Source organism: Citricoccus nitrophenolicus, assembly GCF_047305825.1.
Taxonomy (GTDB): domain Bacteria; phylum Actinomycetota; class Actinomycetes; order Actinomycetales; family Micrococcaceae; genus Citricoccus; species Citricoccus nitrophenolicus.
Window position 1 is genome coordinate 1830881 of the sequence record NZ_CP063070.1, and the last position, 14437, is coordinate 1845317.

Below are 14437 nucleotides of genomic sequence, written 5' to 3' on the forward strand. Positions count from 1 at the left end.
CTCCTAAGCCCAGGGACGGGTCAGGACCGGCCCTGAAGGGCCGGCCCTGACCGGCTCCTAGCTGCGGGGCAGGACCGGTTCCGGCAGGTAGACCTTCCCGCCGGATTCGCGGAATTCGGTGGACTTGGCCTCCATTCCTGCGATGGCTTCCTGTTCGGACATGCCCCCGAACTGGTCGCGGATGTCCTGGGAGAGCCGCATGGAGCAGAACTTTGGTCCGCACATGGAGCAGAAGTGCGCGGTCTTGGCCGGCTCGGCGGGCAGGGTCTCGTCGTGGAAGGACTCGGCCGTGGCCGGGTCCAGGGAGAGGGCGAACTGGTCGCGCCAGCGGAACTCGAAGCGTGCCTTGGACAGGGCATCATCGCGTTCTTGGGCTCCGGGGTGGCCTTTGGCGAGATCTGCCGCGTGGGCGGCGATCTTGTAGGTGATGACTCCGGTCTTCACGTCGTCCTTGTTCGGCAGCCCGAGGTGTTCCTTGGGCGTGACGTAGCAGAGCATGGCGGTGCCGTAGCGGGCGATCTCGGTGGCGCCGATGGCCGAGGTGATGTGGTCGTAGCCGGGCGCAATGTCGGTCACCAGCGGGCCGAGGGTGTAGAAGGGAGCGCCGTCGCAGAGCTCCTGCTGGCGTTCGACGTTTTCGCGGACGAGGTGGAAGGGGATGTGCCCGGGGCCTTCGACCATGACCTGCACGTCGTACTTCCAGGCGCGCTTGGTCAGTTCGGCCAGGGTGTCCAGTTCGGCGAACTGGGCGGCGTCGTTGGCATCAGCGATTGATCCCGGGCGCAGCCCGTCGCCCAGCGAGAAGGCGACGTCGTACTTGGCGAAGATCTCACAGAGCTCATCGAAGTGAGTGTAGAGGAAGCTCTCCTTGTGGTGGGCCAGGCACCAGCCGGCCATGATGGACCCGCCGCGGGACACGATGCCGGTCACTCGGTTCGCCGTCAACGGCACATAGCGCAGCAGCACCCCGGCGTGGACGGTCATGTAATCCACCCCCTGCTCGCACTGCTCGATCACTGTATCCCGGTAAATCTCCCAGGTCAGGTCATTGGCCTCGCCGTTAACCTTCTCCAGCGCCTGGTAGATCGGCACGGTCCCGATCGGGACAGGCGAGTTGCGAATGATCCATTCACGGGTGGTGTGGATGTCATCCCCGGTGGAAAGGTCCATCACGGTGTCGGCGCCCCACTGGGCCGCCCACTGCAGCTTGTCCACTTCCTCGGCAATGGAACTTGTCACGGCAGAGTTGCCAATGTTGGCGTTGATTTTCACCAGGAAGGCCTTGCCGATAATCATCGGCTCGGATTCGGGGTGGTTGATGTTGTTCGGGATGATGGCCCGGCCAGCGGCCACTTCGCTGCGCACCAGCTCGACGTCACAGTTTTCCCGCACTGCCACGAACCGCATCTCGGGGGTGATGATGCCCTGACGGGCGTAGTGCATCTGCGTTACGGTCTTGCCGTCGAGGGCGCGGCGGGGCACCGGCTGCGCGCCCTTCCACTCCGCGGACGCCGCGCCCCGGCGCACGGCGGACTTACCGTCGTCAAGCAGGTTCCGTTCCCGCCCGCCGTAAGCCTCGGTGTCACCCCGGGACTCTATCCATCCGGACCGGAACGGCTCCAGGCCGACCACAGGATCACTTCCGGGCCCGGCCGTCCGATACGCCGTAAACGGTGGATTCTTCACCCCGTTCGGAGAGTCCTCCAATGCGATCTCCGTGACAGGGACGCTAATGCCGTGTTCCGGGTCGCGAGCATACGCGAGCAAATGTGAATTCATGGAGCTCATAACTGGTTTCCTACTTCCTTCGCCGGCATGACCCGGACAGGTTCAACGGTCGCGGACGGCATAAGTCCGATCTCAGCCCCTGCATAGGGCACCCGTGTGGATAAAAAAACCCTAGCACCCGGCGTGCCGGTACCACCGGTATGGATGATGACTGGTGTCCCCCTACGGCCCCCTCCTCGGAAGCAGGCCCTCCCAGCGACGCGGTGCATGAGGAATCACTGGCAGCTGACGAGCCCTGTCCGCAACTGCCGAGGCGGACGCACTCCCTGGGCCAACCAACAGCCCAGCGAACGAACAGCACCCCGGACTGGTGCAGACCCCTTCTGATATTCCGTGCAGGCGAGGATCTTCGCCGCCCTGGCCGAGTTCGAACGCGAGCTGATCTCCGAACGCACCAAGGCCGGCCTGGCCTCGGCCCGGGCCAGGGGCCGCAAGGGCGGCCGGCCCTACAAGATGACCCCGGCCAAGATCCGCCTGGCGATGGCCTCGATGGGCAAGAAGGACACCAACGTCAGCGCGCTGTGCAAGGAGTTGGGCATCACTCGTCAGACGCTCTACCGCCACGTCTCACCCACCGGTGAACTCCGGGAGGCAGGTAACAAGGTGGTTGCGCAACGTCGATGAGCAGGTGCTGGTACGTATGCACCCCGAAGCGGTCGCGGAGTAGCGGCGGGAGCTGAGCGCCGAGGCGGCCATCAGCAGCCCGATCCCGGACAGGAAGTTCGAGGCGCGCCACAGGTTCCACCCGCGGAACTGGTTGGGCAACGGCCCAGGAGCAGCTATCAGACCGTGCGGGCGACCGGCACGGTGACCGGCATGACAGCTTCGAGGCCCATGGTGATGTCCCGCGGCCGGCTTACTGATTGCCCTTCGCTGTAGTTGGTCAGGCGCATCCAGACAAGGCGGCACCGAGGTAGGGCAGATACACAGTCGTGGCTAGCAGGACGAGCGTGGCCAGGTACGTGGAGACGACCCCGGGCTGGGGGACGACGCAACTCGGTTACGGGGTCGAGTCCGTGCGGATGTGGGTGAAGCAGGCCGACGTCGACGACGGCGTCACGCCGGGCGCTGGCCGCCTACGGTGTCACCGCGTCAGTCGGGTCCGTCGGGGATTCGTATGACAACGCCCTGGCTGAAGCCGTGAACGGCCTCTACAAGGCGGAGATCATCCACTCACGTCGCGTCTGGCCCTGGGTCACCGCCGTCGAGATGGCCACGATTGACTGGGTGCAGTGGTGGAACACCCGACGTCTGCACGAGAACCTCGGCTACCGGACCCCGGCAGAAGTCGAGGCCACCTACACTCAACAACAGACGGCCGCGCCCGCTGTCGTCTAACCACGGAACGAAACCCAGGGCGCTTCACTTGCGCATACCAGCCCGACCCCAGAAGTATCATTCGGGGCACCACTGGATACCTCACCCCCGGACTGCAAGACGTCGCACTCCACCGAATGGCCCCATTCAGGGGATCATGGATCCATGACCAGTCAGGCGATCGAGGAACCGCGCGGCCGCCGCGCCGAGATCGCCTTCGGCATCCGGCTGTCCCTGCCCGCGGGTCTGGGCATGTTCCCGCTGGGCGTGGCCTTCGGCATCCTGGTGATCCAGTACGGGCTGCCGTGGTGGATGGCCCCGGCCCTGTCCATCGCGGTCTACGCCGGTTCGGTGGAGCTGCTACTGGTGGGGTTGATCGCTGCGGCCACCCCTCTGGCGACGATCGCCCTGACCACCCTGCTGGTGAACTTCCGGCACGTGTTCTACGCGTTCTCCTTCCCGCTGCACGTGGTGCGCAACCCGCTGGCGAGAGCGTATTCCGTCTATGCCCTCACCGACGAGGCGTACGCCATCACCGCGGCCAATCCGCGGGGCTGGACGTCACCCAGGCTGCTGGCCACCCAGCTCGCCTTCCAGTGCTACTGGGTCTTCGGCGGCCTGGCCGGGGTGCTGTTCGCCTCCGCCCTGCCCGGGACGGTCGAGGGGCTCGAGTTCGCCCTCGTGGCCCTGTTCATCACCCTGACCCTGGATGCCTGCCGGACGCGGAAGCAGGTGCCGTCCCTGGTTATGGCGCTGGGGTGCTTCGCGGCCGCGCATATCCTCCTGCCGGAGCAGTCGCTGTTCGTGGCGATGATGCTGTTCGTGGTGGCCCTGGCCGTGCGATACGCGCTCTCCCGGTCACGCGGGCAGGAGGTCACCGATGCCTGATCCAGTGTCAGACTCCTGGTACGTGGTGGCCGCCCTCGTGATCGCCGGCGCCATCACCGTGGCACTGCGGGCCGCGCCCTTCGCCGTCCTCAAGCCCCTGCGCGAGTCGAGGCTGGTGCTCGCCCTCGGGCTGTGGATGCCGGTGGGGATCCTGGCCATCCTGGCCGCCTCCACCTGGACCGGCACCTTCACCAGTGACGCCGGCATCCACTGGACGACGGCGGCCCACGCCGCCCTCGCGGCCGCGGTCACCATCGCGGTGCACCTGCTCTGCGGTCGCCGGACCCTGCTGAGCATCGGCCTGGGCACACTGACCTTCGTGTTGCTCGTCAATCTGCTCTGACCCCCACATCCGAGTTGCAGGAATTGCCCCTGGTTCCAGCGCATCAGGGGTAATTCCCGCGACTCAGTTCGGGGGGACGGAGCCCGTCACCCGGTGCCGCACTGCCACCGCCCCGCAGGCGAAGCGGCGCTCGGCCTCGAGCTCGAGACCCAGCCGGACGCCGTCGGGAAAGACGGACAGCCCGCCGCCGATGACGATGGGCAGCAGGACCTGGTCCACCACGTCCACGAGGCCCGCCCGCAGGGCTGCCGCGGCCAGGGTGGGCCCGCCGATCATGATCCCGCCGGGCGTGGACTCCTTCAGCTCCCGCACGGCGTCAGGATCGAACTCCCGCTCCACCCGGGTCCGCCGGGTGGGCACCTCGCCGAGCGTGGTGGAGTAGACCACCTTGTCCGCGTCCATCCAGCGCTCGGCGAACTCGGCGTAGAGACGAGACCCCGCGGCGAAGTCCGGATCCGTCTCCCACACGGTCATCAGGTCATAGGTGGTCCGGCCGTAGAGGTGCAGGTCCACGCCGAGCAGCATGTCGTTGGCGTACTGGTGGACCTCCTCGTCCGGCTCGGCCCAGGAGAAGTCACCGTCCGGATCGGCGATGTAGCCGTCCAGGGATCCGATGCCGGAGTAGATCAGCTGTCCCACGGTGTGCCTCGTATCCTCAGTCGTCCTCTGTCGTCCTCAGTCGTCCTGCTCGGAGCCGAGGCCCGCGAGCGGCACGTAGGCCGCATAGGTCACCCCTCCGGAGAAGGCCCGGGCCTCCACCCGGCGCAGCCCGGTGCCGGGGTGGTCCTCGGGGAAGAACCCGCGGCCCCGGCCCTGCCAGTGCGGGTAGACGAACATCCGGTACAGGTCCACGAGCCCGGCCCCGATCAGGGCGTGGCACAGGGTGATGCTGCCCGTGACGATCACGTCCTTCCCCGGTTCCTCCCGCAGCGCGCGCACCGCCTCGAGCGGGTCCCCGGGGATGACGGTGGTGTTGGCCCAGCCGGGCTCGGTGAGGGTGGAGGAGACCACGCGCTTGTCCGCCGCGTCCAGGCTGGCGGCCACGCCGGTGGTGTCCTCGGACTGCTGCGGCCAGTAGCCGCGGAAGTCCTCGAAGGTCTGCCGCCCGAGCAGGAGCACCTCCTCCTGCTCGGTCTGCCGCATCAGTTCCGCGGCCAGCTCCTCGTCCTGGTTCGCCGGGTCGAACCAGTCGTCCAGCATCTCGACCCTGCCGTCCAGGGTGGTGTTCTGGGTGATGACGATCCGCACGGTGGGTCCTTCCGGTGGGGGCGGGCCTTGGCCCTCGTCCCACCAGCCTAGGGAGGGACTGGCCGCGTGGCGCATCCGATCCTGCTCGATGCGCCATGCCCCTGCCCGTCGGCCTCAGCCCTCGGCCAGGGCCCGGTCCACCGCATCACGGATCAACGCCCGGGCCTCGCCCACCGGCAGGGCGCCGACCAGCACGCGCAGGGTCAGGCCCTCGGACAGGGAGGCCAGGGCCAACGCCTCGGCACGGGACTCCGCCCCGGCGGCTGCCCCGGGCCCTCGAGCGGCGACGAGCAGGTCCTCCACGGTCCGAGTCCTCCCGGCCAGTGCCTCGGCCACCACCTGCGCGATACCCGGGTGGGAGACGGACTTGGCCTGGTAGGTCACCCAGACCGAAGCACCCAGCCGGGAACCCGTCGACTCCGGCAGGGGGGCGTCCAGAAAGGCGATCAGCACGTCCCGGGCCGCAGCGCCTCCTCCCGAGGACAGCGGTTTCGGCCCGTGGTCCGCCTGGGCCGCATCCACCATCGCCCGGCAGCCGTGGACCACGAGTTCGTCCTTGCTTCCGAAGTAGTGCTGGACCCTCCCGATGGAGACGCCGGCGGCCTCCGCCACCGTGCGGAAGGAGACGCCGTCGATCCCCCGTTCGTGGATGACCTGCCACAACCCCAGGACGATCTCCTCGCGGCGCTGGGCGTGATCGACGATCCTCGGCATCCCGCCACTTTACAGTACGAACAACTTGTAACACCATTGCAGTATGTTCGTATTGCAACGGAATCAGCGTCATCCCCGGGACAGCGACCGGAACGAGGCACGTACCCGCCGTGGCCGCTGGCGCCCCCGCCTGCTCTGGCTGGGCCGGATCCTCGTGGCATTGTTCGCCGTGCTCGGGCTGGTGGCCACGTGGAACTTCTTCGCCGGGCCGCCCGGGGTCGGCCACTTCCGCAGCGCCGAGGGGCGCAGCGACTACCTGTCGGCCTACGAGGACTCCATGGAGCGGTTGCCGGAGCCCACGGACACCCATGACGTCCCCACCAGCCACGGCACCATTCGCGTCTACGAGTGGGCCACGCCCGAGAACAGGGGAGACACCCCGATCCTGCTGGCACCCGGCCGGGCCTCCGGCGTGCCCATGTGGATGGACAACCTCGAGAACCTCACCGAGGAACGCCGCGTGCTGGCGTTCGACGCCCTGGGAGACTCGGGATTGTCCGTGCAGTCCGCCCCCTTCGAGGACTTCGCCGATCAGGCCGGACCGATGGACCAGGTGGTGCAGGAGCTCGCCCCGGACGGCGTCCACCTGATCGGCCACTCCTTCGGCGGCGCCGTGGCCTCCGCCTATGCTCTCCGGTTCCCCGAGCGCACGGCATCCCTCACTCTGCTCGAGCCGGCCTTCACGCTCGCCCCTCCAAGCGCACAGATGCTGTGGTGGGCCTCCGTCGTCTCCCTCCCGGGCCTCCCTGAAGCATGGAGGGACACCGCCCTGGAGAGGGTCGGCGGCGCGGACAGCGAGGAGGCGGCGAACAGCGACGAACCCATGGTTCGGATGGTCGCCGCCGCCACCGAGCACTACAGCGCGGCCCTGCCCCAACCCACTCCGCTCGCCGACGAGCAGCTGGAGCGGTTGACCATGCCGGTCTACGTGGCGATCGCCGCCGAGGACTCCCTGGCCGGGGGCCCCGCGGCGGTGGAACGCGCGCAGTCCCTGCCGCAGGCCACGGTCAGGGTGTGGCCCGAGACCACGCACTCCCTGCCCATGCAGGCGGCCGGCGAGCTGGAGCCGGTACTCCTGGACTTCTTCACCGCGCACGACCGCCCGTAGGAGGCCGCTGGAATCGACGCAGGATGGCCGCCACGGTGCCGTCCTCCACCGCGGCGAAGTCCGCATAGTGTTCCCCCACGGAGCGGAAGTGGCGCGGGGTGGCCACCGCCACCACCTCGTCCGCGTCGCCGTCGGCCCGGAACCGCTCCACCGTCTCCCGCGCGGCCACGGGGACCGCCAACACCACCCGCTCCGCCCCGAGCCGCCGTGCCGCCTGGCATGCCACGCGGGCGGTGGCCCCGGTGGCCATGCCGTCATCCACGAGCACGGCCGTGGCACCCCGCAGGTCCAGGGGCGGCCGCCCCGCCCGGAACAGCTCAGCCCGCCGGGCCAGGGTCGCCTCCTCCCGCGCCTGCACCTCGGCCAGCTCGGCCTCCGCCACGGCGAAGTGCCGCACGATCGACTCGTCCAGCACTCGCAGCCCGCCCTCCCCGATCGCGCCCATCGCCAACTCCGGGTGCACGGGCACGCCCAGCTTGCGGACCATGATGACGTCCAGCGGCGCCCCGAGCTCCCGCGCCACCACCTCGGCCACGGGCACCCCTCCGCGCGGCAGGCCCAGCACCACGGTGGTTCCTGAGGATGGCCCGACGCCGGCCGTCACCTGTTGCTCCCGGATTCCCCCGGCGCCGGGGACCGGCGACCGGCCGCGCGAGGCGAGGAGCGCGGCCAGCTGCCGGCCGGCGTCGTACCGGTCCGTGAACTCCGCCATCTACGCCCCCTCCGGTTGGATCTCGAGGTCCTCGGCGCGGGCCAGGAGCGCCTCGCGCTCCCGCTCGTTGCGCGCCAGCTCGGCAGCAATGAGGAACTCCTCACGGGCCTCAGCGACCCGCCCGCACCGGGCCAGCAGCTCCGCGCGGACGGAGGGCAGCAGGTGGGATCCGCGCAGCGCCTTCTCCTCCCGCAGCCCGTCCACCATCCGCAGGGCGGTCTCGGGGCCGGTGGTCTGGGAGACGGCCACGGCCTGGTTGAGTTCCACCACGGGACTGGGCGCCAGCCGGCAGAGCGCCTCGTAGAGCACCACGATCCGCGGCCAGTCCGTGGTCTCGACACTTTCCGCCTGAGCATGCACGGCGGCGATGGCGGCCTGCAGGGCATAGGGGCCGCGGCCCCGCCCACGCCGGGACGCCTCACGGTCCGCCCGCTCGAGACACTGCAGGCCGCGGCGGATGCGGGACCGGTCCCAGCGGGTGCGGTCCTGGTCCGCGAGCAGGATGGGCGCGCCGTCCGCGGCGGTGCGCGCCGGGAAGTGCGAGGCCTGCAGCTCCATCAGCGCGGCAAGCGCGTGGACCTCCGGCTCCCGGGGGACGAGCCCGGCCAGGATGCGGCCGAGGCGCAGGGCCTCCTCGGCCAGCTCGCGGCGGATCCACCGCTGCCCCGTGGTGGCGGCGTAGCCCTCCGTGAAGAGCAGGTAGACCACCCCGAGCACCGTGCCCAGCCGCGGCCCCCACTCCTCGCGCTCCGGGACCTCGAAGGGCACCCGCGCCTCCGCCAGCGTGCGCTTGGCCCGCACGATCCGCTGCTGGACGGTGGCCACGGGCACCAGGAACAGGCGGGCGATCTCCTCGGTGGTGAGGCCGGCGACCACGCGCAGCGTCAGCGCCACCCGGGCCTCGCGGGAGAGCACGGGGTGGCAGGCCACGAAGACCAGCCGCAGCACGTCGTCCTGAACCGGCTCCCAGTCGGCGCCCGCCCCCGGCGCACCCCAGGGGCCCGCGGGGTCCTCAGCGTCCCGGGCCAGCAACCGGACCTTCTGCTGCAGCCGCTCATCCCGCCGCCAGGCGTCCACGGCCCGGCGCCGGGCCACCGCCATCAGCCACGCGCCCGGGCTGCGGGGGATCCCCTCGGCCGGCCACTGTCTCAGGGCGGCGGACACGGCCTCCTGCGCGGCGTCCTCGGCGAGCCCGAGGTCCCCGGTCACGCGCGCCAACGCGGCCACGATCTGGGCCGACTCGATGCGCCAGACCGCTTCGAGCCGGCGCCGGACCGCCGCCGTGCCGTCCACCCTTCGCCTCCCTCGGCCCTCGGCCACTCAGGCCGTCCCCGCGCTGCGCCGGACCTCTTCCTCCTCGCGCCAGCTGGCCTCCTTCTGGATGTACTCGTTGTCCTGGAAGTCGGCGAAGTCCTCCTCGCCGGTCACGCGGCGGACCTCCAGCTTGGAGCCGGGGCCCAGCGGACAGCGGCTGGCCCACTCGATGGCGTCCTCCTTGGTGGGAACCTCGATCAGCCAGAAGCCGCTGAACAGCTCATGGGTCTCCCCGTAGGGGCCGTCGGTGATCAGCGGCGGGTCCTGGTCGAAGTCGACGATGAAGTTGGCCTCCTCCTTCGCGTCCGCCAGCCCGTCCCCGCCGATCATGACCCCGGCCTTCAGCATCGCCTCGTTGTAGGCGCCCATCTGGTTGATGATCTCCTCGAAGTCAGCCTCCTTCGAGGCCTCCAGGGCCGCCTGGGTGGACCGCATGATGAGCATGTACTTCATGGTGTTCTCCTCGGTTCGGCAGGGCGCCAGGTGCGCCCTCCTACCCCTCCGTCGCCTGGGATCCGGCTGGATCGACACCGGGATGGAAAGTTTTCGTGCTCCTGCTCCGACGCTACGGCCCACAGCCCGCCAGGGCGAGACCTCGGCCACCCCTTGCCCGGTCCGCTCCGGGGTTGATACACCGGAGCGATGCGACTGGAGAACCTGAACATCGACTCCCTCGACCCGCACCGGCTGGCGGCCTTCTGGGCGGCTGCCCTGGGGGCGAAGACCGTCACCGAGGAAGAGGACCTCGTGGAGATCCGCCTCCACCTTCCGGCAGGCCGGTTCCTGGACCTCTGCTTCGAGCGGGTCCCGGACCCCTCTGCCGTCAAGTCCCGGGTGCACCCGGACCTGACCGGCGGGCCGCATCAACGGGAGACCGTGGAACGCCTGCTCGGCCTGGGCGCCACGCGCACGGACATCGGCCAGGGGGACGTGCCGTGGGTGGTCCTGGCGGACCCCGAGGGCAACACGTTCTGCGTCATGGACGAGCGGGAGGCCTACCGCGGCACCGGGGTCCTCACCTCCCTGATCCTGGAGGGAGATGACCCGAGCCGGGACGCGGACTTCTGGGCGGTGGCCACCGGCTGGGAGCGCGTCCAGGGCGTGGCGGAGGCCTCGCTGCGGCACCCCTCGGGGACGGGCCCGCTGTTGGAGTTCCTCACGGAGTCCGGGGCCAAGCGCGGGAAGAACCGGATGCACCTGGACGTGCGGCCCGGTCCGGACGACGGCGCGGTGACCTCCCGCCTGCGGGATCTGGGAGCTCAGCTGCTCACCGACAACCCGGACTGGCCCTGGTCCACCTGGTCCGATCCCTCGGGCAACGAGTTCTGCATCCTGGCCCCCTACGCCTGACGCGACGGGATCAGGAGTCCCCATACCAACCGGCAACGTCCTCCGATTCCGGCCACCCGCGCCCGGCCTCGCCGCCGGGCCAGCCGTCCGGGGAATCCTGCCAGTCCTCCTGCCGGCCGTAGGGCAGGACATCCATGAGACCGAACACGTAGGAGAGCTGCTCCAGGCCGCGCCCGTCCGTATGCCAGGTCCGGTAGACGTCCTCACCGTCCCGCAGGAAGACGTTGAGGGCGTATCCGGCATCCGGCGGGGCACCCACGTCCGCGCCGAAGCTGCTCTCGGCGGTGGAGTACCAGCTCATCGGGTTCCCCACCCGGCGCCGGTACGCGAGCGCCTCGTCGATGGGGCCCTGGGTCACCACCACGAAGCGCGCGTCGTAGTTCCCGAGGTACTCCAGCCGGGCGAACTGGGAGGAGAAGAACGTGCATCCGCCGCACTGGAACTCGGCGCCGGGATGCCACATGTGGCTGTAGACGATCAACTGGTGCCTGCCGTCGAAGAGGTCCACCAGGCGCACCGGGCCGAAGGCGCCCTCGAGCGTGTAGTCGGGCATCTTCACCATGGGCAGGCGCCGGCGCTGCGCGGAGAGGGCGTCGAGCTCACGGGTGACCGCCTTCTCGCGTCGGCGCAGATCCTCCATCTCGGCCTGCCACGTCTGCTGGTCGACGACGGGCGGGGTGGCTGGGGCCGGATCGTAGTGGGACAGGTCGGTGGCGGTCATGGCGTTCCTCCGAAGGGATCAGGTCCGCGGTTGCAGGACCCTGCGTGGGTGCCTCCACGGTAGGACCGTCACGGGGGCGGCGTCGCCTCCGAAACTGCGGTGATGTGATCCACAGTGACCACCCCTCGGTATCCACCATCGGTTCGGCAGGCAGCATCGTCACAGCCGGCGTCCAGCACTGGTTCGGCCCGCTGACAGGCGGCTCGGGGAGAATGGTGGGTATGGACGACTCCCCCAGACCGACCGCGCCCTCCACCGACCTCGAACGGCTGGGCACCGAGACCGGGATGGACCTGAGCACCATGCCATCGGATCTCGCTCGGCGGCTGGCCGGCATCGGAGCGGACTTCCGCCAACTCACGCTGGAGTACGAGTTCGCCTTGCGCGAGGTGGAGACGAAGATGCACATCCTGCAGGACGAGTTCCTGCACCTGCACGACTACAACCCGATCGAACACGTCTCCACGCGCCTGAAGACCTTGGACTCCCTGGTGGGCAAGGCCAACCGCCGTGGGCTGCCGATGGACCTGGGAGTCTGGCGCCGGGAGATCCTGGACATCGCCGGCACTCGCGTGACCTGCAGCTTCCGGCGGGACGCCTACCGGGTCTTCGACCTGTTCACCGAGCGTCAGGACGTGGAGGTGGTCTCCGTGAAGGACTACATCGCCCACCCCAAGGCCAACGGGTACTCCTCACTGCACGCCACCGTCCGAGTCCCCGTGTACCTCTCCACGGGAGTCATCCTGATACCGGTGGAGGTCCAGTTCCGCACCATCGCCATGGACTTCTGGGCCTCACTGGACCACAAGATCAAGTACAAGTACGACGGCGAGGTGCCGGCCGACGTCGTGGACGAGCTCAAGGAGGCGGCGCAGGCCGCCGATGACCTGGACCGGCGCATGGAACGGCTGCACCACCGCGTCCATGGCCAGCCCGGGTCTCCCGGACCCGGAGCTGGCCCGACGCTGGTGGCCTAGAACAGACCTAGAACGGGTAGGGGGCGATCTCCGGACGCATGGTGAGCCACTGGACCTCGGTGAAGGCCTCGATGTTCGCGGTGTAGCCGCCGAAGCGGGCCCCGTTGCCGGAGGCCTTCATCCCGCCCATGGGCGCGTTGGACTCATCCGCCACGGTCTGTTCGTTGATGTGCACCTTGCCGGCGTCCACCAGGTCGGTGAGTCTCATGGCCTGGCCCACGTCACCGAGGATGCCCAGGGAGAGCGCATATTCGCTGGCGTTGATGAGCTCGGCGGCCTCCTCGACAGTGGAGAAGGACATCACCGGGGCCACCGGTCCGAAGATCTCCTCGGCCCACGCCGGGTTCTCCGGGGTCAGGTCGGTGAGCACCGTGGGTGCATAGAAGAGGTTCTCAAAGGTGCCGCCGGCCTCGATCGAGGCACCGGCGTCCTTGGCCCCGCGCACGATCCGATCCACGTTGTCCCGCTGCCGCTCATCGATGATCGGTCCGAGGGCCACCTCTCCGGTGGGGTCCCCCACGGGGAGGTGTTCGGCCTTCTCCCGCAGTGCGGCCACGTACTCGTCCTTGAGGGACTCGTGGACCAGGTGGCGTCCGCTGGTCATGCAGACCTGGCCCTGATGCATGAAGGATCCGAAGGCCCCGGCACTGGCCGCAGCGGCCACGTCCGCACCGGGCAGCACCACGAGGGCATTGTTGCCCCCGAGTTCCAGGTGGGCACGCTTGAGGTTGCGGCCGCAGGCCTCCCCGACCTTCCGGCCGGCCGCCGTGGACCCGGTGAAGGAGACCACCCGGACCTCGGGCGCCTCGGACAGCGCGGCACCGGCGTCAGTCCCGCCGGTCAGCAGCTGGAGGACCCCGGCCGGCAGGCCGGCCTCCTCGAAGGCCCGCATGATCATCACTCCACCGGAGACGGGCGTGCGGGGGTCCGGCTTGAGGATCACCGCGTTGCCCAGCGCCAGGGCCGGCGCCACTGACCGGATGGAGAGGATCAGGGGGAAGTTGAAGGGGGAGATCACGCCCACCACTCCGGCCGGCACCCGCCGCGCGAAGGACCAGTGGTCTGCGTCCGAGGTCAGCACCTCGCCGGCCGGGTGGTGCGGCAGTCCGGCGGAGTCGAAGCACTCGTTGGCCGCCACATGGGTCTCCATGGCGGCCTTGGGGGCAATGGCCCCGGTCTCGCGCTGGATCCAGGTGTTCAGCTCCTGAACGTGGTCCTCGAAGACCTGACCGGCCCGGCGCAGCACCGCCGCACGCTCCTCGGGCTTCGTGGCCGCCCACTGCCTCTGGGCCTTCGCGGCACGAGTGGCCGCGGCGAACACGTCCTCACCGGAGGCCATGCCGGCTGTGCCCAGCACCGTTCCCGTGGCCGGCTCCACCACGTCCACGGTGCCTGCCGAGCCCGTGGTCCAGCGGTCGGTGTAGATCTTGCCGTCCCAGACGGATGGTTCAAGAAAGGTCATGGCACTCCTTCAGGGTGGGGGTACCACCAACCCTACCCATCGCGGCCGGCGTGCCGCACTGGGAGAATGGCAGCATGGGATCAACGCTCGTGCTCGTGGTGGACGCCGCCAATGTGGTGGGTTCCGTCCCGGACGGATGGTGGCGGGACCGGCGCGCGGCCACGGTGCTCCTGCGGGACCACCTGGCGCTCGTGGCCGCCCAGGCCCCGGGGCCGTCCGGCGCCGGCCACCCGCCGGACGGGGCACCGCACCGGATCGTGCTGGTCACCGAGGGCCAGGCAAGAGGGGTCGGCCCGGTGTCCGGGGTCGAGGTGGTCGAGGCCCCGGGGGAGGGCGACGACGAGATCGTGGCCGTGGCCCGCCGCGAGGTGGAGTCCGGCGCCGGGGTGGTGGTGGCCACCGCAGATCGGGAGCTGCAGTCCCGGCTGCGCCAGACCGGGGCGGAGGTCATGTCCGCGAAGGCGGTGCGGCACCGGGCCGGATGACCCGCCCGGC

Annotated in this window: 15 protein-coding genes, 2 pseudogenes and 1 riboswitch; of the genes and pseudogenes, 8 read left to right on the top strand and 9 right to left on the bottom strand. The window is 69.7% G+C overall.

The features are described 5' to 3' along the window. Window positions 1-57: 57 nt before the first annotated feature. Window positions 58-1788 carry a phosphomethylpyrimidine synthase ThiC gene (gene thiC, locus IMT31_RS08385; protein ID WP_413542428.1) on the bottom strand — a complete coding sequence of 577 codons (1731 nt, stop codon included), beginning with the start codon at window positions 1786-1788 and terminating at the stop codon, window positions 58-60. Then, window positions 1786-1894: riboswitch (TPP riboswitch) on the bottom strand. Its footprint overlaps the gene before it by 3 nt. A 239-nt stretch (window positions 1895-2133) precedes the next feature. Here thiC and IMT31_RS08390 point away from each other — a divergent pair. The 4 genes and pseudogenes from IMT31_RS08390 to IMT31_RS08405 form a co-directional block, all read left to right on the top strand. Continuing rightward, window positions 2134-2412, top strand: a pseudogene (locus IMT31_RS08390) (recombinase family protein); the annotation flags it as partial. A 444-nt stretch (window positions 2413-2856) separates the two neighbouring features. Next, window positions 2857-3126: pseudogene (locus IMT31_RS08395) on the top strand (integrase core domain-containing protein); the annotation flags it as partial. Between the two features lie 144 nt (window positions 3127-3270). Further along, a complete protein-coding gene (locus IMT31_RS08400) occupies window positions 3271-3993 on the top strand; it encodes an AzlC family ABC transporter permease (protein ID WP_413542429.1) in 723 nt (240 codons plus the stop codon). Further along, the gene (locus IMT31_RS08405) at window positions 3986-4336 is read left to right on the top strand and encodes a branched-chain amino acid transporter permease (protein ID WP_413542430.1); all 351 of its coding nucleotides are present in this window, start codon (window positions 3986-3988) and stop codon (window positions 4334-4336) included. The genes IMT31_RS08400 and IMT31_RS08405 overlap by 8 nt, the downstream gene beginning before the upstream one ends. Window positions 4337-4399: 63 nt before the next feature. Here IMT31_RS08405 and IMT31_RS08410 read toward each other — a convergent pair whose 3' ends face one another. The 3 genes from IMT31_RS08410 to IMT31_RS08420 all read right to left on the bottom strand — a co-directional run bounded on the left by IMT31_RS08410 (window position 4400) and on the right by IMT31_RS08420 (window position 6298). Beyond that, window positions 4400-4975, bottom strand: coding sequence for a dihydrofolate reductase family protein (locus IMT31_RS08410; RefSeq protein WP_413542431.1), 576 nt, complete (start codon window positions 4973-4975; stop codon window positions 4400-4402). Between the two features lie 36 nt (window positions 4976-5011). Next, window positions 5012-5584, bottom strand: a complete 573-nt coding sequence (locus tag IMT31_RS08415) for a dihydrofolate reductase family protein (protein ID WP_413542432.1) — start codon at window positions 5582-5584, stop codon at window positions 5012-5014. Window positions 5585-5698: 114 nt separating this feature from the next. Further along, window positions 5699-6298 carry a TetR/AcrR family transcriptional regulator gene (locus tag IMT31_RS08420; protein ID WP_413542433.1) on the bottom strand — a complete coding sequence of 200 codons (600 nt, stop codon included), beginning with the start codon at window positions 6296-6298 and terminating at the stop codon, window positions 5699-5701. 52 nt (window positions 6299-6350) lie between these two features. On the opposite strand from IMT31_RS08420, the gene IMT31_RS08425 reads away from it, so the two are divergent. Then, complete coding sequence (locus IMT31_RS08425; protein ID WP_413542434.1) at window positions 6351-7406, top strand: alpha/beta fold hydrolase; 1056 nt, start codon at window positions 6351-6353, stop codon at window positions 7404-7406. Here the strand turns inward: IMT31_RS08425 and IMT31_RS08430 are convergent. The 3 genes from IMT31_RS08430 to IMT31_RS08440 are packed head-to-tail and all read right to left on the bottom strand — an operon-like array spanning window position 7384 to window position 9885. Next, the gene (locus tag IMT31_RS08430) at window positions 7384-8118 is read right to left on the bottom strand and encodes a phosphoribosyltransferase (protein ID WP_413542435.1); all 735 of its coding nucleotides are present in this window, start codon (window positions 8116-8118) and stop codon (window positions 7384-7386) included. The two genes, IMT31_RS08425 and IMT31_RS08430, sit on opposite strands and share 23 nt — an antisense overlap. Continuing rightward, window positions 8119-9411, bottom strand: a complete 1293-nt coding sequence (locus tag IMT31_RS08435; protein ID WP_413542436.1) for an RNA polymerase sigma factor — start codon at window positions 9409-9411, stop codon at window positions 8119-8121. Window positions 9412-9438: 27 nt separating this feature from the next. Beyond that, a complete protein-coding gene (locus IMT31_RS08440; protein ID WP_413542437.1) occupies window positions 9439-9885 on the bottom strand; it encodes a YciI family protein in 447 nt (148 codons plus the stop codon). A gap of 189 nt (window positions 9886-10074) precedes the next feature. Here IMT31_RS08440 and IMT31_RS08445 point away from each other — a divergent pair, with 189 nt between their 5' ends. Beyond that, window positions 10075-10782, top strand: coding sequence for a VOC family protein (locus tag IMT31_RS08445; RefSeq protein WP_413542438.1), 708 nt, complete (start codon window positions 10075-10077; stop codon window positions 10780-10782). 10 nt (window positions 10783-10792) lie between these two features. Here the strand turns inward: IMT31_RS08445 and IMT31_RS08450 are convergent, their stop codons facing one another. After that, window positions 10793-11503 carry a DUF899 domain-containing protein gene (locus IMT31_RS08450; protein ID WP_413542439.1) on the bottom strand — a complete coding sequence of 237 codons (711 nt, stop codon included), beginning with the start codon at window positions 11501-11503 and terminating at the stop codon, window positions 10793-10795. Window positions 11504-11724: 221 nt separating this feature from the next. On the opposite strand from IMT31_RS08450, the gene IMT31_RS08455 reads away from it, so the two are divergent. Further along, complete coding sequence (locus IMT31_RS08455) at window positions 11725-12480, top strand: GTP pyrophosphokinase family protein (protein ID WP_413542440.1); 756 nt, start codon at window positions 11725-11727, stop codon at window positions 12478-12480. 7 nt (window positions 12481-12487) lie between these two features. Here the strand turns inward: IMT31_RS08455 and IMT31_RS08460 are convergent, their stop codons facing one another. Further along, a complete protein-coding gene (locus tag IMT31_RS08460; RefSeq protein WP_413542441.1) occupies window positions 12488-13942 on the bottom strand; it encodes a benzaldehyde dehydrogenase in 1455 nt (484 codons plus the stop codon). 74 nt (window positions 13943-14016) lie between these two features. Between IMT31_RS08460 and IMT31_RS08465 the strand changes: the two genes are divergently transcribed. Then, a complete protein-coding gene (locus IMT31_RS08465) occupies window positions 14017-14427 on the top strand; it encodes a hypothetical protein (RefSeq protein WP_345357024.1) in 411 nt (136 codons plus the stop codon). Window positions 14428-14437 lie beyond the last annotated feature (10 nt).

What these genes read in the sequence shown, in the direction of transcription:
- thiC (WP_413542428.1), bottom strand. Translation starts at nt 1,788, where the DNA reads ATGAGCTCCATGAATTCACATTTGCTCGCGTATGCTCGCGACCCGGAA.
- IMT31_RS08400 (WP_413542429.1), top strand. Translation starts at nt 3,271, where the DNA reads ATGACCAGTCAGGCGATCGAGGAACCGCGCGGCCGCCGCGCCGAGATC.
- IMT31_RS08405 (WP_413542430.1), top strand. Translation starts at nt 3,986, where the DNA reads ATGCCTGATCCAGTGTCAGACTCCTGGTACGTGGTGGCCGCCCTCGTG.
- IMT31_RS08420 (WP_413542433.1), bottom strand. Translation starts at nt 6,298, where the DNA reads ATGCCGAGGATCGTCGATCACGCCCAGCGCCGCGAGGAGATCGTCCTG.
- IMT31_RS08430 (WP_413542435.1), bottom strand. Translation starts at nt 8,118, where the DNA reads ATGGCGGAGTTCACGGACCGGTACGACGCCGGCCGGCAGCTGGCCGCG.
- IMT31_RS08440 (WP_413542437.1), bottom strand. Translation starts at nt 9,885, where the DNA reads ATGAAGTACATGCTCATCATGCGGTCCACCCAGGCGGCCCTGGAGGCC.
- IMT31_RS08445 (WP_413542438.1), top strand. Translation starts at nt 10,075, where the DNA reads ATGCGACTGGAGAACCTGAACATCGACTCCCTCGACCCGCACCGGCTG.
- IMT31_RS08450 (WP_413542439.1), bottom strand. Translation starts at nt 11,503, where the DNA reads ATGACCGCCACCGACCTGTCCCACTACGATCCGGCCCCAGCCACCCCG.
- IMT31_RS08455 (WP_413542440.1), top strand. Translation starts at nt 11,725, where the DNA reads ATGGACGACTCCCCCAGACCGACCGCGCCCTCCACCGACCTCGAACGG.
- IMT31_RS08460 (WP_413542441.1), bottom strand. Translation starts at nt 13,942, where the DNA reads ATGACCTTTCTTGAACCATCCGTCTGGGACGGCAAGATCTACACCGAC.
- IMT31_RS08465 (WP_345357024.1), top strand. Translation starts at nt 14,017, where the DNA reads ATGGGATCAACGCTCGTGCTCGTGGTGGACGCCGCCAATGTGGTGGGT.